The following is a 21451-nucleotide window of genomic DNA, read 5'->3' as shown; positions in this document are numbered from 1 at the left end:
CCTTCGCGCGCGTTCGTGAAAGTGTCCAAATGTGTCTCGACGTGAACAATTCCTACAACGACAATGCCAGACGCCACGCGTCATGGCTTGCCCTGCTGTGTAACACAGGCGTCATAATGGGCGCTTATCTTGCCGCTCAATTGATGATAGGGCATTAACGTCCTCAGGAACGCCAGATGAATAATGAAGTGCTATCCCCTGTCGCGATCAAGGATGCTCACGAGCTCCCCGAAGAGATGGTGCAGACTCCGCCAGATCTGCCACCGGCAACCGAGCCAGAAGCGGAGCCAGCAGCGGAGCAGGTGGCCGAGCCTGCGGCCCCGGCCCCGGCACCTGCACCGGCCCCGGCAATCGCCGTGCCTGGCCTGGACGACAGCAGCCTGTACATTCATCGCGAACTTTCGCAGCTGCAGTTCAACATCCGCGTGCTGGAGCAGGCACTGGACGAGAACTACCCGCTGCTTGAACGCCTCAAGTTCCTGCTGATCTTCTCCAGCAACCTGGACGAGTTCTTCGAGATCCGCGTTGCCGGCCTCAAGAAGCAGATCAACTTCGCCCGCGAACAGGCTGGCGCAGACGGCCTGCAGCCGCACCAGGCACTGGCGCGCATCAGCGAGCTGGTGCACTACGAGGTGGAACGTCAGTACGCTATCCTCAACGACGTGCTGTTGCCGGAGCTGGAAAAACACCATATCCGCTTCATCCGCCGCCGTTACTGGACGCCCAAGCTCAAGACCTGGGTGCGCCGCTACTTCCGCGACGAAATTGCCCCGATCATTACCCCGATCGGCCTCGACCCGACCCACCCGTTCCCGTTGCTGGTGAACAAGAGCCTGAACTTCATTGTCGAGCTAGAGGGTGTCGACGCCTTCGGTCGTGATTCGGGCCTTGCGATCATTCCTGCCCCGCGCCTGTTGCCGCGGGTGATCCGGGTGCCGGAAGAGGTGGGTGGCCCGGGGGCCAACTACGTCTTCCTGTCGTCGATGATCCACGCGCACGCCGATGACCTGTTCCAGGGCATGAAGGTAAAGGGCTGCTACCAGTTCCGCCTGACCCGTAACGCCGACCTGGCGCTGGACTCCGAAGAGGTCGACGACCTGGCACGCGCCCTGCGCGGCGAGCTGTTCTCACGCCGCTACGGCGACGCCGTGCGGCTGGAAGTGGCCGATACCTGCCCGAAACACCTTTCGGACTACCTGCTCAAGCAGTTCAGCCTCAGCGAAAGCGAGCTGTACCAGGTCAATGGCCCGGTCAACCTTACCCGCCTGTTCAGCATCACCGGTCTGGACAGCCACCCCGAGCTGCAGTACACGCCGTTCACCCCGGCGATCCCCAAGCTGCTGCAGAACGCCGACAACATCTTCAGCGTGATCGGCAAGCAGGACATCCTGCTGATGCACCCGTTCGAGTCTTTCACCCCGGTCATCGATCTGCTGCGCCAGGCCGCCAAGGACCCGCACGTGCTTGCCGTGCGCCAGACCCTCTACCGCTCCGGGGCCAACTCGGAAATCGTCGATGCGCTGGTGGATGCTGCGCGTAACGGCAAGGAGGTCACGGCGGTGATCGAGCTGCGTGCGCGCTTCGACGAAGAGTCCAACCTGCAGATGGCCAGCCGCCTGCAAGCGGCCGGTGCCGTTGTGATCTACGGCGTCGTTGGCTTCAAGACCCACGCCAAAATGATGCTGATTCTGCGCCGCGAGCAGGGCGAGATCGTGCGTTATGCGCACCTGGGCACCGGCAACTATCACGCCGGCAACGCTCGTCTTTATACCGACTACAGCCTGCTGACCTCTGACGATGCCCTCACCGAAGACGTCGGCAAGCTGTTCAGCCAGCTGATCGGCATGGGCAAGACCCTGCGCATGAAGAAGCTGCTGCACGCGCCGTTCACCCTGAAAAAGGGCATGCTCGACATGATTGCGCGGGAAACCCAGTTCGCCCTTGAGGGCAAGCCGGCGCACATCATCGCCAAGTTCAACTCGCTGACCGACGCCAAGGTCATCAAGGCGCTGTACAAGGCCAGCCAGTCGGGCGTGAAGATCGACCTGGTGGTACGCGGCATGTGCTGCCTGCGCCCTGGCATACCGGGGGTTTCGCACAATATCCAGGTGCGCTCGATTATTGGCCGCTTCCTTGAGCACACGCGGGTGTTCTACTTCCTCAATGGCGGCGAAGAGCAGATCTACCTGTCCAGCGCCGACTGGATGGAGCGTAACCTCGACAAGCGTGTCGAGACCTGCTTCCCGGTCGAGGGCAAGAAGTTGTTGCTGCGGGTGAAAAAGGAACTGGAAGGCTACCTGACCGACAACACCCACGCCTGGACCTTGCAGCCAGACGGGCGTTACGTGCGCAGCACACCGACCGGCAACCAGAACCCGCGCAGTGCCCAGGCGACCCTGCTGGAGCGCCTGAGCAACCCGGTCCTCAACGTACGCTGAGGACGAAGCCGACCCGGGCCAGCCACTCCGCCTCGTTGGCGAAGTCGGCCTGGGTCAGCTGGTTCTGTTCCAGCCAGCCTTCCGGGAAGGCCACATCGAGGCTGTCGTCGGCGGCCTTGAGTTGTACTTTCGGCATTTGCTGGTTGCCACGAATGTGGTGGAACAGGATGGCGAAGCGCAGCAGCACGCACAGGCGCAGCAGTTTTACCCCTTCCTCACCCAGCTCGGCGATCTTGTCTTTCGGGATGTTGCGACGGTGACCGCGTACCAGCAAGGCCATCATCTGCTGGTCCTCGCGGGAGAAGCCCGAAAGATCGGAGTGTTCGATCAGGTAGGCGCCGTGCTTGTGATAGTGATAGTGGGCGATATCCAACCCTATTTCGTGCACTTTCGCTGCCCAGCCCAGCAGATCGCGCCAATTTCCGTCTTTCAGCTGCCATGCTTCGGCGACCTGGTCGAAGGCGTGCAGGGCCTTGCGTTCGACGCGGGCGGCCTGGCCCTGGTCGACATGGTAACGCTCCATCAGTGAGTTCAGGGTGCGCTCGCGCACGTCCTCGTGATGGTGGCGGCCGAGCAGGTCGAACAGCACGCCCTCGCGCAATGCGCCGTCGCAGTGGTCCATGCGCTGCAGTTCCAGGGCGTCGAAGATTGCTTCGAGAATCGCCATGCCGGCCGGGAAAATGGCGCGACGATCTGGTTTGACGCCGTCAAAGTCGATCTTGTCGACCTCGCCCAGCTTGAACATCTTGCGCTTGACCCAGGCCAGGCCTTCGGCATTGACCTCGCCGTTGCCCAGGCCGCCCGCCTTGATCGCGGCGCCGATCGCGCGAATGGTCCCGGACGAGCCGATGGCCTCATCCCAGGTCAGGCGATGCAGGGCGTTCTCGATGCTCATCAGCTCCAGGCGCGCGGCGGTGTAGGCCTGGGCATAGCGGGCCGGGGTAATCTTGCCGTCGCGGAAGTAGCGCTGGGTGAAGCTGACGCAACCCATCTGCAGGCTTTCGCGCAACAGTGGCTCGAAGCGCTGGCCAATGATGAACTCGGTACTGCCGCCACCGATGTCGGCGACCAAGCGCTTACCAGGGGTGTCAGCCAGGGTGTGTGATACACCCAGGTAGATCAGGCGCGCCTCTTCACGGCCAGAAATGACCTCGACCGGGTGGCCGAGGATAGCCTCGGCGCGCTGGATGAATTCGTTGCGGTTGCGCGCTTCGCGCAGGGCGTTGGTACCGACGATGCGCACGGAGCCAGCCGGCATGCCGTTGATCAGTTGGGAAAAGCGCTTGAGGCAATCCAGGCCTCGTTCCATCGCCTCTTCACTGAGCTTGCGGTCTTCGTCGATGCCGGCGGCAAGCTGAACCTTCTCGCCGAGCCGCTCAAGGATGCGGATTTCGGTATGGTGGGCCTTGGCCACGACCATGTGGAAACTGTTGGAGCCAAGGTCGATGGCGGCGATCAGGGACAGGTTCTTCGCGATGGTATGCGGCATGATCTGGTTGTTCTCGGTCGTTAACCCGGCAATCGTGCCACGATAGCAGGCTGTCGCCAACGCGTGACACGCCAGGCCTTGATGCAAGGCAATGTGCCATTCGATGCTATGACACTTGTATGACAGTTTCGATTCGCGGCCTCTTGCACAACTATAGTTACACTCAATCGTCCGCGGCTTCCTGTCGAGCGTGGGTGCGGCTATCATGGGCCACGTTTTTTTGCTTACGACCCTGGAGATATCCATGAGCAGCGATCTGATCAAACACGTCACCGACGCCACCTTCGACGCCGAAGTCTTGCAGGCTCAAGGCCCGGTGCTGGTCGACTACTGGGCTGAATGGTGCGGTCCGTGCAAGATGATCGCTCCGGTTCTGGACGACATCGCCTCCACCTACGAGGGCAAGCTGACCGTCGCCAAGCTGAACATCGACGACAACCAGGAAACCCCGGCCAAGCACGGCGTGCGTGGTATCCCGACGCTGATGCTGTTCAAGAACGGCAACGTCGAAGCGACCAAGGTTGGCGCGCTGTCGAAATCGCAGCTGGCCGCGTTCCTCGACGCCCACCTGTGATGTGAAGAGCCCCGCGAATGCGGGGCTTTTTTTTTGCCTCTGCAAGGCTGCCAAGCCCCCCTGTAGACGCAGCGTTCTGCTGCGAAAGGGCCGGCTATGCCGGGATGGTCGCTGCGGCTGGTGGCCTCTTAGCAGCACCAGGCTACTTCTGTCGCAGAGTGTGCTGTCGCTGAAAATGGCAGGGCAAAACCACTAGACGTCGAAAAAAGCAAGTGTTACATTCGGCCTCGCACTGCTTCTCCAGTGCCCTCTACACGCCGTCGCCGAAGCATCCCTAATTCGAATCAGTACGCGATCCTGTCGCCATCTAGCGGCGCGGCTTCATTAAGCCAAAGCTTAATTCTCCCTTCTTACATGATTACGTCATTCCCCTTATGAACCTGACTGAACTCAAGCAAAAGCCGATTACCGATCTTTTGGAAATGGCCGAACAGATGGGCATCGAAAACATGGCCCGTTCGCGCAAACAGGACGTGATTTTCGCCCTGCTGAAAAAGCACGCGAAAAGCGGCGAAGAGATCTCGGGTGACGGCGTGCTGGAGATCCTCCAGGATGGTTTCGGTTTCCTGCGTTCGGCTGATGCGTCCTACCTGGCCGGCCCCGATGACATTTACGTCTCGCCTAGCCAGATCCGCCGCTTCAACCTGCGTACCGGCGACACCATCGTCGGCAAGATCCGCCCGCCGAAGGAAGGGGAGCGTTACTTCGCCCTGCTGAAGGTTGATACCATCAACTTCGACCGCCCGGAAAACGCGAAGAACAAGATCCTGTTCGAAAACCTGACGCCGCTGTTCCCGAACAAGCGCCTGAAGATGGAAGCCGGTAACGGCTCCACCGAAGACCTGACCGGTCGCGTCATCGACCTGTGCGCCCCGATCGGCAAAGGCCAGCGTGGCCTGATCGTTGCTCCGCCGAAAGCCGGTAAGACGATCATGCTGCAGAACATCGCGGCGAACATTACGCGCAACAACCCCGAGTGCCACCTGATCGTCCTGCTGATCGACGAGCGCCCGGAAGAAGTAACCGAAATGCAGCGCACCGTGCGCGGCGAAGTGGTTGCCTCTACCTTCGACGAGCCGCCAACCCGCCACGTGCAGGTTGCTGAAATGGTGATCGAGAAGGCCAAGCGCCTGGTCGAGCACAAGAAGGATGTGGTTATCCTGCTGGACTCCATCACCCGTCTGGCACGTGCCTACAACACCGTGATCCCGAGCTCCGGCAAGGTGCTGACCGGTGGTGTCGACGCCCACGCCCTGGAGAAGCCGAAGCGCTTCTTCGGTGCTGCGCGTAACATCGAAGAGGGCGGCTCGCTGACCATTATCGCCACCGCGCTGGTCGAAACCGGCTCGAAGATGGACGAAGTGATCTACGAAGAGTTCAAGGGTACCGGTAACATGGAGCTGCCACTGGACCGCCGCATCGCCGAGAAGCGTGTGTTCCCGGCCATCAACATCAACCGCTCCGGCACCCGCCGCGAAGAGCTGCTGACTGCCGATGACGAACTGCAACGCATGTGGATCCTGCGCAAGCTGCTGCACCCGATGGACGAAATCGCCGCCATCGAGTTCCTGGTCGACAAGCTCAAGCAGACCAAGACCAACGACGAGTTCTTCCTGTCGATGAAGCGTAAGTAAGCTTCCCGACCAGGCAGTAATTGGGGCCGCTTCGCGCCCCTTCGCGGGCGTGTCCGCGAAGGGCTGCGAAGCGGCCCCAATGCATTTTCGCCCCAAACAAAGCCCGAACGGCGCTACACTCTGCACCCCGACCGATACGGCCAACACGAGGCTCCTGCATGCAGTATCGCGACTTGCGCGACTTCATCCGTGGCCTGGAACAGCGCGGCGAGCTCAAGCGCATCCAGGTTCCGATCTCCCCCGTCCTGGAAATGACCGAGGTCTGCGACCGCACCCTGCGTGCCAAGGGCCCGGCATTGCTGTTCGAAAAGCCCACCGGCTTCGACATCCCGGTGCTCGGCAACCTCTTTGGCACTCCGGAGCGCGTGGCCATGGGCATGGGCGCGGAGTCGGTCGATGAGCTGCGCGAAATCGGCAAGCTGCTGGCCTTCCTCAAAGAGCCGGAGCCGCCGAAGGGCCTGAAGGACGCCTGGTCGAAGCTACCGATCTTCAAAAAGGTCGTGTCGATGGCGCCGAAAGTCGTCAAGGACGCGGTATGCCAGGAAGTGGTGGTCGAGGGTGACGACGTCGACCTCGGTGCGTTGCCGATCCAGCATTGCTGGCCAGGCGACGTGGCGCCGCTGATCACCTGGGGCCTCACCGTGACCCGCGGCCCGAACAAGGACCGCCAGAACCTGGGCATCTACCGCCAGCAGGTAATCGGTCGCAACAAGGTCATCATGCGTTGGCTCAGCCACCGTGGTGGCGCCCTCGACTACCGCGAGTGGTGCGAGAAGAACCCCGGCCAGCCGTTTCCGGTTGCAGTCGCCCTGGGCGCTGACCCGGCGACCATTCTTGGCGCCGTGACCCCGGTACCGGATACGCTCTCTGAATATGCCTTCGCCGGCTTGCTGCGTGGCAACCGTACCGAGCTGGTCAAGTGCCGTGGCAGTAACCTGCAGGTGCCGGCCACTGCCGAAATAATCCTCGAAGGCGTGATCCACCAGGGTGAAATGGCCCCGGAAGGCCCTTACGGCGACCACACCGGCTACTACAACGAAGTGGACAGCTTCCCGGTGTTCACCGTCGAGCGCATCACCCACCGGCAGAAGCCGATCTACCACAGCACCTACACCGGCCGACCGCCAGATGAGCCGGCCATTCTGGGTGTGGCGCTGAACGAAGTGTTCGTGCCGATCCTGCAGAAGCAGTTCCCGGAAATCACCGACTTCTACCTGCCGCCGGAAGGCTGCTCGTACCGCATGGCGGTGGTGACGATGAAGAAGCAGTACCCGGGCCACGCCAAGCGCGTGATGTTGGGTGTGTGGTCGTTCCTGCGACAGTTCATGTACACCAAGTTCGTTATTGTCACCGATGACGACATCAACGCCCGTGACTGGAACGATGTGATCTGGGCCATTACCACGCGCATGGACCCCAAGCGTGATACGGTGATGATCGATAACACCCCGATCGACTACCTCGATTTTGCGTCGCCGGTATCCGGGCTGGGGTCGAAGATGGGCCTGGACGCCACGCACAAGTGGCCGGGTGAGACAACACGCGAATGGGGGCGGGTCATCGTCAAGGACGAAGCCGTCACCCGCCGTATCGATGAGCTGTGGGACCAGTTGGGAATAGATTGATGCAGGTAACGTTGCAGCCGTCCGGGGCGGTGCTGGCGCTCGAACCCGGGGAACGGATCCTGGATGGAGCGCGGCGGCTGGGCTATGACTGCCCTAACAGCTGCCGCAATGGCAATTGCCATGTCTGCGCCGCGTTGTTGGTCGAAGGCCGGGTACGCCAAAATGGCGAAGTCCGCGACCATGGCGAATTGTTCACCTGCATTGCCGAACCGCTGGAGGACTGTGTGTTGCTCTGGGATGGTGTGCTCGCCCTGGGCGAGCTGCCAGTGCGCAAGCTGGCGTGCAGTGTCAGTGAGTGCGTCGACGTGGGTGGCGACGTCTGGCGGGTACGTCTGCGCGCGCCAGCCGGCAAGCCGCTGCGCTATCACGCCGGGCAGTACCTGATGATCGAGCGTGAGGGCGGCAAGCAGGCGGCCTTCTCGCTGGCTTCCGCGCCGCACGCCGGGCGTGAGCTGGAGTTGCATGTGCTGGCGCGTGAGCCCAGTGCGCTGCAACTGATCGAACAGCTCAAGCGCGACGGCCTGGCGCGCATCGAAATGCCTTTTGGCGACACTCACCTTGCCGAGTTGCCCGACGGCCCGCTGGTTTTGATTGCCGCCGGTACTGGCATGGGCCAGATGCACAGCCTGGTTGAGCATTGCCGGGCCAAGGGTTTCAAGCACCCCGTTCACCTGTACTGGGGCGTGCGCCGGCCCGAAGACTTCTACCAGATCGAGCACTGGGACGAATGGCAGCGCCTGCCCAACTTGTTCCTGCACCAGGTGGTCAGCGACCTGTGCGGCTGGGAAGGCCGTTGCGGCATGCTGCATGAAGCGGTTTGCGAGGACATTGCCGATCTCAATACCGTGCATGTCTATGCCAGCGGCTCGCCCAACATGATCTACGCCACCCTCGACGCCCTTGTCGAAGCCGGCATGGATGCGCACCGCATGCGTGCTGATGTGTTCGCCTACGCGCCGCGTGCTTAATAACCGAAGTTGGCAAGTACGGGTATAAGGCGGTAATTGTTACCGCCTTGGCTAATAACTTTCACGGTTTGCGAAACAGTACTTCCCGGTCGTCGGGGCCGCGCATGAAACGCTGCTGTCAGGGCTTGAGTATTTCTGCAAATCTGGCCTATGGTTACTGTAAGCAGCCTTGGTTTACAGGCCTTGGGCTGCTTCTATATCGAATCGCGCTTCATCCGTAGTTCATAGGGATAATGGCGGCAGCTTATGTCGGCACTTGAAAGTATGTCTTGGAAAGTTTCATATCCACCGACACTCGACTTCGGTCAGCAACATACCAACGAACAGTTGTTCCACTCCATGAAAACAACCATGTCTCGGCACCAGGGTGGGCCGGTGTGGCTGTTTGCGTATGGTTCGTTGATTTGGCGCCCGGAGTGCAACTCGGTGGAACGCCAGCGTGCGCGGGTACATGGTTATCACCGTGGCTTGTACTTGTGGTCGCACGAGCATCGCGGTACCCCTGAAACTCCCGGCCTGGTGTTTGGGCTGGACCGGGGTGGCTCTTGCAGCGGTTTTGCCTACCGGCTGGATGAAAGCAACCTGGACGATTCGTTGATGGCCCTGTGGCAACGCGAGATGCCCTACCCGGCGTACCGGCCGCATTGGCTGAACTGCCGCCTGGGCGATGGCAGCAAGGTGCAAGCCTTGGGCTTTGTGCTGGAGCGGCATTTGCCGTGCTATGCCGGCAACCTGCCAGACACTTTGCTCAGCCAGATCCTGGCGAGTGCCAAGGGGCGCTATGGCAGCACGCGCGATTATGTCGAGCAGACCTTGCATGCCCTGCGCAGCCACCAGATGCCTGATCGCAACCTCGAAGCACGGTTTCGCCGTTGCCATGACCTGCGGGAAGTGTGACTGATCGGTGCCGGTCGCTTTGCGGGTAGACCTGCTCCTACCTGCGCAGAGGCCAGCACTGTCACCAGAAAACCTGAGGCTTATCTGGCGAGCACCACCAACTTACCCACAGCCTGTCGCTGCCCCAGCTTCTCAATGGCAGCGCCTGCCTCGGCCAGTGGATAAGTCTGCGACACCAGCGGCTTCAATTTACCTTCGGCATGCCAGGCAAACAGCTGCTTGAAGTTGGCCGCATTATCCTCGGGCTGGCGTTGTGCAAACGCCCCCCAGAACACCCCCAGCACCGCGGCGCCCTTGAGCAGCACCAGGTTGGCCGCCAATTGCGGGATGGTCCCGCTGGCAAACCCCACCACCAGCAACCGGCCGTTCCAGGCCAACCCGCGCACCGCCTGCTCGAACAGCTCGCCGCCGACCGGGTCGTAGATCACGTCCACACCCTGGCCACCGGTCAGGCGCTTGATCTCTTCGCGCAGGCTGGCCTGGCTGTAGTCGATCAGCTCATCCGCCCCGGCCGCCTTTGCCACGGCCAGTTTCTCGGCATTGCTGGCGGCGGCAATGACCCGCGCGCCCATGGCCTTGCCGATCTCAACCGCCGCCAGGCCGACCCCGCCGGACGCGCCCAGCACCAGCAGGGTTTCGCCCGCCTGCAGTTGGCCACGCTGGCGCAGGGCGTGCATCGACGTACCATAGGTCATGCCGAATGCCGCAGCGGTGGTGAAGTCCATGCTGGTCGGGACCGGCAGCACGTTGTAGAACGGCACTGCCACCTGCTCGGCAAATGCGCCCCAGCCAGTGAGTGCCATGACCCGGTCGCCGACCTTGAAGGCACCGGCCTTTTCCCCGACCGCAGCGACCACACCTGCCGCCTCGCCACCGGGAGAGAACGGCAGTGGTGGCTGGAACTGGTACTTGCCTTCAATGATCAGGGTGTCGGGAAAGTTGACCCCGGCAGCCTGCACGTCCAGCAGGATCTCGTTTTTCTTCGGCAGGGGGCTGGCTACCTCTTCCAGCACCAGGTTGCGCGCCGGGCCGAGGGTTTTGCACAACACAGCTTTCATCGGGGCTATTCCTTTGCGGGTAGTGGCCGATAAGTGTAGGAGGGCCGTTTGCCGGGTCAACGAGCATGGTCCTCCCTGATGGGCCGGCATAAGCCCGGGCTTGGGTTTGAGCGGTGTGCTGGGTAAGCTGGCGCCAACTGTATTGAGGAGCGAATTCGTGAAAGCGTGGATCTTGATGGTACTGGCGCTGCTGCTGCCGGCTGCGGCCATGGCCGAGGAAGCCAAGGAAGGGGCGCCCAAGGTCGCCTACATCAGCTTGAGCCCGCCCTTTGTCGGCAACTATGCCCTCGATGGCGGCCCGCGCCTGCGCGTTTACAAGGCCGATGTGGCCCTGCGTGTGACTGGCGACGAAGCCGCCAAGGCGGTCCAGCACCACGAACCGCTGATTCGTAACCAGCTGGTGGCGCTGTTCACCCAGCAGACCGTAGACAGCATGAGCAACGTCGAGGCCAAGGAACACCTTCGCCAGGAAGCGCTGAAGCAGGTACAGCAGGTGCTGGAAGCTGAAGAGGGCAAGCCGATCGTAGAAGACCTGCTGTTCAACAACCTGATCGTGCAGTAATTCCCGTCGCGTTAGCTGTAGCGCCTGTTCTGTCGAGCGCCGCCCGCGCGGCGCTCGATTTCAATCACGCGTCATGACTCAAGGCGAACGCTTCAGGCTCACCCTGCCAGCGCAACGATCGCCGCCCATTGCTCCTCGGTCACTGGCATTACCGACAATCGTGTGCCTTTCTGCACCAGCGGTAACGCCTCCAGCGCGCTCTGCTGCTTCAGCAGCCCCAGCCCCAGCACCTGGCGGAATGTCTTCACGTGTGCAACATCCACCGCTGTCCACGCATTCTTCTCTGCCGTGGCCTTGGCATCGTAGTAGTGGCTCTGCGGGTCCAGCGCGGTCGGGTCGGGGTAGGCTGCGCGAATGATTTTGCCAATGCCGGCAATACCGGGCTGCGGGCAGCTGGAGTGGTAGAAGAAGAACGCGTCCCCCACGCTCATGGCGCGCAAGAAATTGCGTGCCTGATAGTTGCGCACGCCGTCCCAGCGCGCTTCGCCCAGGCGGCCGAGGGCTTCGATGGAGAGCTCGTCGGGCTCGGATTTCATCAGCCAGTAGGCCATGGATGCAGCTCCTGAAAAGGTTTGAAATAACCTGTTGCACGAAACCGACAGCCGGTTGGCGTCAAGGTTTGCGTGCAGACGCAGGTTGTCGGAAAATGCGCCCCGTTTAAAGCGCGATGCTCCGGTGGTGCCCAGAATACCGCCGAGCCTGAACAGTTTGCCTTGGGGGGCAATCTTCCATGTATCAACGTAAAAAACCGGATCTGCTGTGGATCCTGGTCTTCATTTTTGGCCTGGGTGTGGTCACTACCGGTTATGCGCAAGGGTTCTGGGAGCGCAAGCTGGACAACGCCTATCAAACGCCGGTCGAAGCCAGTCAGCCGCAACGTTGATACGCCCGCTGGTGCCGCTCAACGCGGCGCCAGGTACCAGCCACGGTCCGAGACCGTGCCTTGCAGTGGTACATCCCAACTGGCCTGGGCCAGCCGCTCGACCTTCTGGCATTCGTGCGCCAACCCTAGTAGCAAAGGTTTCTTCCAGGTCTGTCGACGTGCCTGGTAAGCCAGGCTGCGGTCATAGAACCCCCCGCCCATTCCCAGGCGACCCCCCATTTCATCGAAACCGACCAGCGGTAGCAGGATCAGGTCTAGCGCCCAGATCGGCCGTTGGCGCTTGCGCTCGGTAACCGGCTCGGGAATACGAAAACGGTTGGGCCGGAGCTTTTCGCCCTGTTCGAAGCGCTGGAACACCATGCGCGTGCGCGGCCAGGCATGCAGCACCGGCAGGTAAGTGCGCTTGCCGCGGCGTTGGGCTTCGCGCAGTAACAGGCAGGGGTCGATTTCGCCGTCATTGGGCAGATAAAGGGCAATGTGCCTGGCGCGGCGAAACAGCGGGTGCTGCGCCAGCTGGCGGTACAGGCCAAGGGTGGCCTGGCGTTGCTGGGCCGGGGTAAGGGCGCGGCGGGCATTGCGGAGCAGGCGACGAAGCTGGGGGCGGGTGAGCGGCGCGGTGTCGGTCATGGCACAAGCGATCCCAGGGTGCTGGCCGATGAGCTCGGCCAAAACGAATTGCCCGCCAATAAAGGCGGGCAAGAAATTCAGGCTCCCCGACAAGACCGCTATCGGTGTAGCCCTTGAACCCGAAAGTTCAAGGTGGAGATTGCAGGGGGCGTTAAGGCTTTCCGTCGGGCGGACATGCACACCGGCCCCAGCGTGCAACCCCCGTGGTTGTGCGTATCGGCTCAGGGACATAACCGACTGGCGCATCCCCCAGGGAGTGGCGCCAGTATACCAATCTCAGTCGATTTTGGTACCCGTGTCGTCGGACAAAGCCTTGTCCACCCGATCCAGCAGGTCGCGCACCTGTTCGCGGTTGGTGCTGGTGACCGGCGCAGCGCTGCGGTCTTCCTGACGGTGCAGCATTTCGTGGGTAATGTTCAATGCCGCCATGACCGCAATGCGGTCGGCGCCGATCACCTTGCCGCTGCTGCGGATCTCGCGCATCTTGCTGTCCAGGTAGCGGGCGGCGCTGACCAGGTTGTTGCGCTCTTCCGGCGGGCAGATGATCGAGTATTCCTTGTCGAGGATCTGCACGGTGACGCTATTGCTTGAACTCATGAGTCTTGCTCCAGGGCCTTGAGGCGTAAAATCATCGACTCGACCTTGCGCTTGGCGATCTCGTTCTTTTCGATGAGGTGGGCGCGCTCTTCGCGCCAGGATTTTTCCTGAGCTACTAGGAGTGCATTTTGCCGTTTTAGTTGCTCGACGCGCTCGATCAGCAACTCGAATCGGCTCATCAGTGCCTGCAGGTCATTCTCTTGCGTGGGTTGCACTCGATTCGCTCCGTCGTTGAGTCACCTGCGATGATGCCGCTCCCTGGGCGGCGACGGCCAGTGCCGATGGTCTTGGCGCGCCTGCCGGTGCTAGGATACAAGGTCTTCATTCTAGTCATTGCGCCGTCTGGCGCCTAGCAGCCCATGCCCAATACCCAATCGCCCTACATCGCCTTCGCCATGCTGCTCTCGAGCAATGGCCATCCTGTCACCCCGGCCGAACTGCACGGCCTGCTGATCGGCCGCAGTTGCGCCGGCGCCGGCTTCGAAGCCGACGCCTGGCTGGCCGATGCCGCCCAACTGCTGGAAACCGAGCCCGGTGATACCGTGCGCAACGCCCTGGTGGGCCTGCAGGAAATGGTCAAGGGCGAGCTAACCAGCGACGACATGGCCATTGTCCTCCTGCTGCCTTCCGACGACGCTGCACTGCGTGACCGCGCCACCGCGCTGGGCCAGTGGTGCCAAGGTTTCATCACCGGTTTTGGCTTGAACGCCGGCGGCAAGGACTTGTCCGACGAGGCCAAGGAAGTGCTGCAGGACCTGGTAGCCATTTCCCAGGTGCAGGAAGCCCTCGAGGAGTCCGAAGACGGCGAGAGCGACTACATGGAGGTCATGGAGTACCTGCGCGTGGCGCCACTGCTGCTGTTCTCCGAGCTGGCCAAGCCGGCCGCACCCGCGCCCAAGCCATCGTTGCACTGATCAACCGGGGGTAGTCTGCCCATGAGCCACATTCCCAAGGCCGAGTATGCCCGGCGGCGCAAGGCGCTGATGGCGCAGATGGTCCCCAACAGCATCGCCATCCTGCCTGCCGCCGCAGTTGCCATCCGCAACCGCGACGTCGAGCACGTGTACCGCCAGGACAGTGACTTCCAGTACCTCAGCGGTTTTCCCGAGCCGGAGGCGGTGATCGCTCTGATCCCTGGGCGCGAGCATGGCGAGTACGTGCTGTTCTGCCGTGAACGCAACCCCGAGCGCGAGCTGTGGGACGGCCTGCGAGCGGGCCAGGAAGGCGCGGTGAGTGATTTTGGTGCCGACGATGCCTTCCCCATCACCGATATCGACGAGATCCTGCCAGGCCTGATCGAAGGCCGCGAGCGGGTGTACAGCGCCATGGGCAGCAACCCCGAATTCGATCGCCGGCTGATGGACTGGATCAACGTGATCCGCTCCAAGGCCCGCCTGGGCGCCCAGCCGCCGAACGAGTTCGTTGCGCTGGATCATCTGCTGCATGACATGCGCCTGTATAAATCGGCAGCGGAAGTGAAGGTGATGCGTGCGGCTGCAGACATTTCTGCACGGGCCCACGTGCGGGCCATGCAGGCCTGCCGGGCCGGGCTGCATGAATACAGCCTGGAAGCCGAGCTGGACTACGAATTCCGCAAGGGCGGGGCAAAAATGCCAGCCTACGGTTCGATCGTCGCAGCCGGGCGTAATGGCTGCATCCTGCACTACCAGCAGAATGACGCGCCGCTCAAGGAGGGTGACCTGGTGCTGATCGACGCAGGTTGCGAAATCGACTGCTACGCCAGTGACATCACTCGCACCTTCCCGGTTAGCGGCCGTTTTTCGCCTGAGCAGAAGGCCATCTACGAGCTGGTGCTCAAGGCGCAGGCGGCGGCGTTTGCCGAAATCGCCCCCGGCAAGCACTGGAACCACGCCCACGAGGCGACCGTGCGGGTCATTACCGCAGGCTTGGTGGAGCTCGGCCTGCTCGAAGGGGATGTGCAGGAGCTGATCGACAGCGAAGCCTATCGCGCCTTCTACATGCACCGCGCCGGCCACTGGCTGGGCATGGATGTGCACGATGTAGGCGAGTACAAGGTGGGCGGCGAGTGGCGCGTGCTGGAGCCCGGCATGGCGCTGACCGTCGAACCGGGTATCTACATTGGCGCCGACAACCAGGCTGTAGCCAGGAAGTGGCGCGGCATTGGGGTAAGGATCGAGGACGACGTGGTAGTCACCAAGAAAGGTTGTGAAATCCTGACGTCGGGCGTGCCACGCACGGTCGCCGAGATCGAGGCGCTGATGCAGGCCGCCCGCAAGGACGCTGCATGAACCGGGTAAACCTGGCGATCATCGGCGGTGGCCTGGTGGGTGCAAGCCTGGCCTTGGCCCTGCAGGCCGGGGCCAAGGCGCGTGGCTGGAAGATCCTGCTGATCGAGCCCTTCGCTCCCGGCGACAGCTACCAGCCCAGCTACGATGCGCGGTCCTCGGCATTGTCTTTCGGCACCCAGCAGATTTATCAGCAATTGGAACTGTGGCAGGTCATCGGCCGTCGCGCCGAACCGATCCGGCAGATTCACGTCTCCGACCGTGGCCGCTTTGGCGCCACGCGCCTGGATGCCTTGGAAGAGGGTGTGCCGGCGCTGGGCTACGTGGTGGAAAACGCCTGGCTCGGGCAATGCCTGTGGCAAGGGCTGGACAGTGACGTGGTGAGCTGGCGCTGCCCGGCGGAAGTGACCTCGATGCAGGCCATCGAAGGCGGCTACCGGTTGCGCCTGAACGACGACACCCAGCTGGAATGCGACCTCGCGGTACTGGCCGACGGCGGCCGTTCCGGCTTGCGCGAACAGCTGGGTATCCACGTACGCCATACGCCGTACCAGCAAAGCGCGTTGATCGCCAATATCACCCCCGGCGAGGCCCACGGTGGCCAGGCATTCGAGCGCTTCACCGCAGAAGGCCCGATGGCCCTGTTGCCACTGCCGGATAACCGCTGTGCGCTGGTGTGGACCCGCCAGGGCATGGACGCACGGCGGCTGGCCGACATCGACGAGCGCAGCTTCCTGCGCGAGCTGCAGGGTGAGTTCGGCTACCGCCTGGGGGCGCTTCGCCAGGTCGGCGCACGGCATCTCTACCCGCTGTCGTTGATCGAAGCCCAGGAGCAGGTGCGGCCGCATCTGGTGGTATTGGGCAACGCTGCGCACAGCCTGCACCCCATCGCTGGCCAGGGCTTCAACCTGTCGCTGCGTGACGTGCAGGCGCTGGCCGAGGCCCTGCTGGCTGGCCCGCAGCGGCCAGGCGACCTGACCACGCTGCAGGCTTACCACCAGCGTCAGCGCCTGGACCAGGCCATGACCATCGGCTTCTCCGACCAGGTCACCCGCCTGTTCGGCAGCAACCAGCCGTTGCTGGCCGCCGGGCGCAACCTGGGCCTGCTCGGGCTCGACCTGCTGCCACCGGCAAAAAGCTGGTTTGCCCGCCAGGCCATGGGCCTGGGCACTCGCCCCGACCCGCGGGGCCAGGCATGAGCAACGCGCGTAAACTGGCGCGCCGGGCGCGTATGCTGCGCTGGCTGCTGAACCTTTACCCACCTTACCTGGGCGCCGGCATTCGTGTGCAGCACATCAGCCCGGACCTGCGCAGCGTCAAGGTGGCGATGAAACTGACGCGCTGGAATCGCAACTACGTCGGTACCCAGTTCGGTGGCAGTTTGTACGCCATGACCGACCCGTTCTACATGCTGCTGCTGATCGAGCAACTGGGGCGGGAGTACATCGTCTGGGACAAGGCCGCCAGCATTGATTTCATCTCGCCGGGCAAAGGCCCGGTGTATGCCGAATTCCACGTCGATGACGCGCTGCTGGACGACATTCGCCAGCAGACCGCCACCGGCAAGAAGTGCCTGCCGCGTTTGCAGGTCGATATCCGCGATGGCGCTGGCGAGTTGGTGGCGCGGGTCGATAAAACCCTATATGTGCGGCTCAAGCCGCAAGCGAGGCTGGCGTAAAGCATGGAAATGCGCGCAGATCTGTTGATTGTCGGTGCCGGTATGGTCGGCAGCGCACTGGCCCTGGCGTTGCGCCACAGTGGCTTGCAAATCCTCTTGCTCGACGGTGGCCCGCTGACGGTCAAGCCATTCGATGCCCAGGCTCCGTTCGAACCGCGTGTCAGCGCGCTGTCAGCTGCCAGCCAGCGCATCCTCGAGCGCCTTGGCGCTTGGGACGGCATTGCCCAGCGGCGCGCCACGCCGTATTCCGACATGCATGTATGGGATGGCAGCGGCACCGGGCAGATTCATTTCTCGGCGGCCAGCGTGCATGCCCAGGTACTCGGCCATATTGTCGAGAACCGGGTGGTGCAGGACGGCCTGCTGGAGCGCCTGCACGACAGCGACATTGGCCTGCTGGCCAATGCGCGGCTGGAGCAGCTGCGCCGATCTGGCGATGAATGGCTGCTGACCCTGGCCGATGGCCGGCAACTGCGCGCGCCGCTGGTAATTGCTGCCGATGGCGCCAACTCGGCAGTGCGGCGCCTGGCTGGTTGTGAAACCCGCGAGTGGGATTACCTGCACCATGCCATCGTCACCAGCGTGCGTTGCAGCGGCGGGCACCAGGCCACGGCCTGGCAGCGCTTCACCGATGAAGGGCCATTGGCTTTTCTACCGTTGAGCCGCGATGGCCAGCAAGACTGGTGCTCGATCGTATGGTCGACCACCCCTGAGCATGCCGAGCAGCTGATGGCGATGGATGACGCGGCCTTCCTGCAGGCCCTGGAACGGGCCTTCGAAGGGCGCCTGGGGGACGTGCTGCAGGCCGACCCACGGGTGTGCGTGCCGCTGCGCCAGCGTCACGCCAAGCGCTATGTGGATGAAGGCCTGGCCTTGATCGGTGATGCTGCACACACCATTCACCCGCTGGCCGGGCAGGGTGTGAACCTGGGCTTTCTCGATGCGGCGGTGTTGGCCGAGGTGCTGGTCAATGCCTGCGAGCGCGGCGAGCGGCTGGCCGATGTGAAGGTGCTGAGCCGTTACGAGCGCCGGCGCATGCCACACAACCTGGCGTTGATGGCGGCGATGGAGGGCTTCGAGAGGTTGTTCCAGGCCGATCCGCTGCCGTTGCGCTGGTTGCGCAACAGCGGTTTGAAGCTGGTGGAGCAGATGCCTGAAGCCAAAGCGCTGTTTGTGCGTCAGGCGTTGGGTTTAAGTGGTGATCTGCCGGATCTGGCCAAGGCTTGAGCGTGCCGTGGCCGCGTTGCGGCCCTTTGCAACATCCGGTAACTGCTAGGTAGATGAGCCAGAAAATGGGATTCACTACCATTCGCACCTCTCATACCCTCCGAGGAGTGCTTTCCATGTTGCCACGCAAGCCCCTACTGGCCGCCCTGGCCCTGACTTTGTTCGGCGGCACCGCTCAAGCAGCGGACGAAGTGGTGGTGTACTCCTCGCGCATCGACGAGCTGATCAAGCCGGTGTTCGATGCCTATACCGCCAAGACCGGGGTCAAGGTCAAGTTCATCACCGACAAGGAAGCCCCGCTGATGCAGCGCATCAAGGCCGAGGGCGAAAACGGCGTGGCCGACCTGCTGCTGACGGTCGATGCCGGCAACTTGTGGCAGGCCGAGCAAATGGGCATCCTGCAGCCGATCAAGTCCGACATCATCGACCAGAACATTCCGCCACAGTACCGCGCCTCGTCCCATGACTGGACTGGTCTGAGCCTGCGTGCGCGCACCATCATCTACTCCACCGAGCGGGTCAAGCCGGCAGAGCTGAGCACCTACGAGGCGCTGGCCGACAAACAGTGGGAAGGCCGCCTGTGCCTGCGCACGGCGAAGAAGGTGTACAACCAGTCGCTGACCGCTACCCTGATCGAAACCCATGGCGAGGCGAAGACCGAGCAGATTGTCAAAGGCTGGGTCAACAACCTGTCCACCGACGTGTTCTCCGACGACAATGCGGTGATCCAGGCCATCGAGGCCGGCCAGTGTGACGTGGGCGTGGTCAACACCTACTACTACGGCCGCCTGCACAAGCAGAACCCGCAACTGCCGGTGAAAATCTTCTGGCCCAACCAGGGCGACCGTGGCGTACATGTGAACCTGTCGGGCATTGGCCTGACCAAGCATGCGCCACACCCGGAAGCCGCGAAGAAACTGGTGGAGTGGATGACCGGCGAAGAAGCTCAGAAGCTGTTTGCCGACATCAACCAGGAATTCCCGGCCAACCCGAAGGTCAAGCCATCGGATGAAGTGGCAGCGTGGGGTAGCTTCAAGGCCGACAGCATTCCGGTGGAAATTGCCGGCAAGCGCCAGGCTGAAGCTATCCGCCTGATGGATCGGGCTGGCTACAACTAAGCGCCAGGCTTTATCCTTCTGGGGCCTTCGCAGGCCCCTTCGCGGGACAAGCCCGCTCCCACGGACCTTCACAGGATCGATGCCTTGTGCGGTCCCTGTGGGAGCGGGCTTGTCCCGCGAACGACCGCGCAGCGGTCGCCATCGCAATCGAGAACCAAGCCTTGCCCCACACTCCCCAACGCCGCTGGTACCTCCCGGTCGCCATGATCGCCGCCTTGGTGCTGCTGCCCCTGAGCGTGCTGCTGTTGTCCTGGCAATCCGTCGACCTGCAGATCTGGTCGCACCTTCTCGACACCCAGATGAGCCGGCTGCTGGGCAATACCCTGGCCCTGGTAGTCGGCGTAGGCATCGGCGTCACTGTCCTGGGCGTCAGCCTGGCCTGGCTCACCAGCCTGTGCGAGTTCCCTGGCCGGCGCTGGCTGGACTGGGCGCTGATGTTGCCGTTCGCCATCCCTGCCTACGTGCTGGCATTCGTTTTCGTCGGCCTGCTGGATTTCGCCGGCCCGGTGCAAAGTGCGTTGCGTGAGGTGTTCGGGCCAATGCGCTTGCCACGGGTACGCTCCACCGGCGGGGTAATCATCGTTCTGGTGCTGGTGTTCTATCCCTACGTCTACCTGCTGGCGCGCACTGCCTTCATGGCCCAAGGCAAGGGCCTGATGGAAGCCGCGCGGGTACTGGGGCTCTCTCCCTTGCAGGCATTCTGGCGCGTGGCCCTGCCCATGGCGCGGCCGGCAATCGGCGCCGGCATCGCCCTGGCGCTGATGGAAACCCTGGCCGACTTTGGTGCTGTAGCGGTATTCAACTTCGACACCTTCACCACCGCCATCTACAAGACCTGGTACGGCTTCTTCAGCCTGTCCAGTGCGGCCCAGCTGGCCAGCCTGCTGCTGTTGGCGGTGATGCTGGTGCTGTACGGCGAGCGCCGCGCCCGCGGGGCCAGCCGCAGTGGTAACGAGCGGCCGCGTGGTCAGGCGCTTTATCACCTGCGCGGGCTCAAGGCGGTGTTGGCCAGCGGCTGGTGCCTGCTGGTGTTCGCCTGCGCCTTCGTGATACCCCTGCTGCAGCTGCTGGTGTGGTTCTGGCAGCGCGGGCGGCATGACCTGGATGAGCGCTACGTCGGCTTGGTGCTGCACACCTTGTACCTGGGCGGGATGGCTGCGCTGGTTACGGTGTGTGTGGCGCTGCTGCTGGCTTTTGCCCGGCGCCAGGCGCCGACCGGCGCCATTCGCGCCGGGATAGGCATGGCCAACCTGGGTTATGCCTTGCCCGGTTCGGTGCTGGCGGTGTCGATCATGCTGGCCTTCAGTTACCTCGACAACAACCTGGTCATCCCACTGTCCGGCTGGCTGGGCGGGGCGGGCAAACCGTTGCTGCTGGGTAGCCTGTCGGCGTTGCTGCTGGCCTACCTGGTGCGCTTCATCGCAGTCGCTTACGGGCCACTGGAGAGCAGCCTGGAACGCATCCGCCCGTCATTGCCAGAGGCTTCGCGCAGCCTGGGTGTTGGTGGCGTGAGATTGTTTTGCAAGGTGTATCTGCCGCTGCTGGTACCTGGTGTTCTTAGCGCCGCCTTGCTGGTGTTCGTCGACGTCCTCAAGGAAATGCCGGCCACCTTGCTGATGCGGCCGTTCGGCTGGGACACCCTTGCCGTGCGCGTGTTCGAGATGACCAGCGAAGGCGAGTGGGCGCGTGCTTCGCTGCCGGCGCTGACCTTGGTGCTGGTGGGCTTACTGCCGGTCATCGGCCTGATCCGTCGTTCGGCCCGTCGACCCGGTCACAGTCACTGAGGATGCCAGCTTGCGACCTTGCGGC

Annotated in this window: 21 protein-coding genes and 1 other RNA gene; 15 read left to right on the top strand and 7 right to left on the bottom strand. The window is 62.7% G+C overall.

Going from position 1 to position 21451, the window contains the following annotated elements; all coding sequences use genetic code 11:
• Positions 1-176: 176 nt before the first annotated feature.
• A complete protein-coding gene (gene ppk1, locus E8E68_RS06120) occupies positions 177-2438 on the top strand; it encodes a polyphosphate kinase 1 (RefSeq protein ID WP_280340221.1) in 2262 nt (753 codons plus the stop codon).
• Here the strand turns inward: ppk1 and ppx are convergent.
• Positions 2425-3927, bottom strand: coding sequence for an exopolyphosphatase (ppx, locus tag E8E68_RS06115; RefSeq protein ID WP_266028983.1), 1503 nt, complete (start codon positions 3925-3927; stop codon positions 2425-2427). The two genes, ppk1 and ppx, sit on opposite strands and share 14 nt — an antisense overlap.
• Positions 3928-4171: 244 nt before the next feature.
• Between ppx and trxA the strand changes: the two genes are divergently transcribed.
• From trxA to E8E68_RS06090, 5 genes are all read left to right on the top strand, one after another.
• The gene (gene trxA / locus E8E68_RS06110) at positions 4172-4501 is read left to right on the top strand and encodes a thioredoxin TrxA (protein WP_054894093.1); all 330 of its coding nucleotides are present in this window, start codon (positions 4172-4174) and stop codon (positions 4499-4501) included.
• 374 nt (positions 4502-4875) lie between these two features.
• Positions 4876-6135 carry a transcription termination factor Rho gene (rho, locus tag E8E68_RS06105; RefSeq protein ID WP_003253661.1) on the top strand — a complete coding sequence of 420 codons (1260 nt, stop codon included), beginning with the start codon at positions 4876-4878 and terminating at the stop codon, positions 6133-6135.
• A 158-nt stretch (positions 6136-6293) separates the two neighbouring features.
• On the top strand, positions 6294-7760 hold the full coding sequence (ubiD, locus tag E8E68_RS06100; protein ID WP_280340218.1) for a 4-hydroxy-3-polyprenylbenzoate decarboxylase: 1467 nt from the start codon (positions 6294-6296) through the stop codon (positions 7758-7760).
• Positions 7760-8728 carry a CDP-6-deoxy-delta-3,4-glucoseen reductase gene (locus E8E68_RS06095; RefSeq protein WP_280340216.1) on the top strand — a complete coding sequence of 323 codons (969 nt, stop codon included), beginning with the start codon at positions 7760-7762 and terminating at the stop codon, positions 8726-8728. The genes ubiD and E8E68_RS06095 overlap by 1 nt, the downstream gene beginning before the upstream one ends.
• 246 nt (positions 8729-8974) lie before the next feature.
• Positions 8975-9625, top strand: a complete 651-nt coding sequence (locus E8E68_RS06090; protein ID WP_266028985.1) for a gamma-glutamylcyclotransferase — start codon at positions 8975-8977, stop codon at positions 9623-9625.
• Positions 9626-9705: 80 nt separating this feature from the next.
• Here E8E68_RS06090 and E8E68_RS06085 read toward each other — a convergent pair whose 3' ends face one another.
• Positions 9706-10683 carry an NADPH:quinone oxidoreductase family protein gene (locus E8E68_RS06085; RefSeq protein ID WP_266028986.1) on the bottom strand — a complete coding sequence of 326 codons (978 nt, stop codon included), beginning with the start codon at positions 10681-10683 and terminating at the stop codon, positions 9706-9708.
• A gap of 157 nt (positions 10684-10840) precedes the next feature.
• On the opposite strand from E8E68_RS06085, the gene E8E68_RS06080 reads away from it, so the two are divergent.
• On the top strand, positions 10841-11245 hold the full coding sequence (locus E8E68_RS06080; RefSeq protein WP_016712618.1) for a flagellar basal body-associated protein FliL: 405 nt from the start codon (positions 10841-10843) through the stop codon (positions 11243-11245).
• A gap of 98 nt (positions 11246-11343) precedes the next feature.
• Here E8E68_RS06080 and E8E68_RS06075 read toward each other — a convergent pair whose 3' ends face one another.
• Positions 11344-11796: an EVE domain-containing protein gene (locus E8E68_RS06075; RefSeq protein ID WP_110743350.1), complete on the bottom strand. Its 453-nt coding sequence runs from the start codon at positions 11794-11796 to the stop codon at positions 11344-11346.
• A 179-nt stretch (positions 11797-11975) separates the two neighbouring features.
• Here E8E68_RS06075 and E8E68_RS06070 point away from each other — a divergent pair, with 179 nt between their 5' ends.
• Positions 11976-12128 (top strand): hypothetical protein, encoded by a 153-nt coding sequence (locus tag E8E68_RS06070; RefSeq protein WP_280340211.1) that lies wholly within the window; start codon positions 11976-11978, stop codon positions 12126-12128.
• Between the two features lie 18 nt (positions 12129-12146).
• Here E8E68_RS06070 and E8E68_RS06065 read toward each other — a convergent pair whose 3' ends face one another.
• The 4 genes from E8E68_RS06065 to E8E68_RS06050 form a co-directional block, all read right to left on the bottom strand.
• Complete coding sequence (locus E8E68_RS06065) at positions 12147-12755, bottom strand: 5-formyltetrahydrofolate cyclo-ligase (RefSeq protein WP_110743596.1); 609 nt, start codon at positions 12753-12755, stop codon at positions 12147-12149.
• Between the two features lie 79 nt (positions 12756-12834).
• Positions 12835-13014, bottom strand: a non-coding RNA gene (gene ssrS / locus E8E68_RS06060) — 6S RNA.
• 17 nt (positions 13015-13031) lie between these two features.
• The gene (locus tag E8E68_RS06055; protein WP_266028987.1) at positions 13032-13352 is read right to left on the bottom strand and encodes a cell division protein ZapA; all 321 of its coding nucleotides are present in this window, start codon (positions 13350-13352) and stop codon (positions 13032-13034) included.
• Positions 13349-13531, bottom strand: a complete 183-nt coding sequence (locus E8E68_RS06050) for a TIGR02449 family protein (RefSeq protein WP_029886233.1) — start codon at positions 13529-13531, stop codon at positions 13349-13351. Before E8E68_RS06050 ends, E8E68_RS06055 begins: the two co-directional genes overlap by 4 nt.
• 180 nt (positions 13532-13711) lie before the next feature.
• Here E8E68_RS06050 and E8E68_RS06045 point away from each other — a divergent pair, with 180 nt between their 5' ends.
• From E8E68_RS06045 to E8E68_RS06015, 7 genes are all read left to right on the top strand, one after another.
• The gene (locus E8E68_RS06045) at positions 13712-14266 is read left to right on the top strand and encodes a YecA family protein (protein WP_266028988.1); all 555 of its coding nucleotides are present in this window, start codon (positions 13712-13714) and stop codon (positions 14264-14266) included.
• Positions 14267-14287: 21 nt separating this feature from the next.
• Positions 14288-15622, top strand: coding sequence for a Xaa-Pro aminopeptidase (gene pepP / locus E8E68_RS06040; RefSeq protein WP_266028989.1), 1335 nt, complete (start codon positions 14288-14290; stop codon positions 15620-15622).
• A complete protein-coding gene (ubiH, locus tag E8E68_RS06035; RefSeq protein ID WP_266028990.1) occupies positions 15619-16818 on the top strand; it encodes a 2-octaprenyl-6-methoxyphenyl hydroxylase in 1200 nt (399 codons plus the stop codon). The genes pepP and ubiH overlap by 4 nt, the downstream gene beginning before the upstream one ends.
• Entirely contained in the window at positions 16815-17297 is a 483-nt protein-coding gene (locus E8E68_RS06030) for a DUF4442 domain-containing protein (protein ID WP_110743345.1), read from the top strand. The genes ubiH and E8E68_RS06030 overlap by 4 nt, the downstream gene beginning before the upstream one ends.
• Before the next feature lie 9 nt (positions 17298-17306).
• Positions 17307-18524: a 2-octaprenyl-3-methyl-6-methoxy-1,4-benzoquinol hydroxylase gene (locus E8E68_RS06025; RefSeq protein ID WP_266029111.1), complete on the top strand. Its 1218-nt coding sequence runs from the start codon at positions 17307-17309 to the stop codon at positions 18522-18524.
• A gap of 116 nt (positions 18525-18640) precedes the next feature.
• Positions 18641-19642, top strand: coding sequence for an extracellular solute-binding protein (locus tag E8E68_RS06020; RefSeq protein WP_110743343.1), 1002 nt, complete (start codon positions 18641-18643; stop codon positions 19640-19642).
• A 203-nt stretch (positions 19643-19845) separates the two neighbouring features.
• Positions 19846-21426, top strand: coding sequence for an iron ABC transporter permease (locus E8E68_RS06015; protein WP_266029112.1), 1581 nt, complete (start codon positions 19846-19848; stop codon positions 21424-21426).
• Positions 21427-21451 lie beyond the last annotated feature (25 nt).

The sequence above is a fragment of the Pseudomonas sp. BN607 genome, assembly GCF_029871175.1.
Lineage (GTDB): Bacteria > Pseudomonadota > Gammaproteobacteria > Pseudomonadales > Pseudomonadaceae > Aquipseudomonas.
Note: the sequence above shows the minus strand (reverse complement) of the source record. Positions and strands in the feature narration are given on the sequence as shown.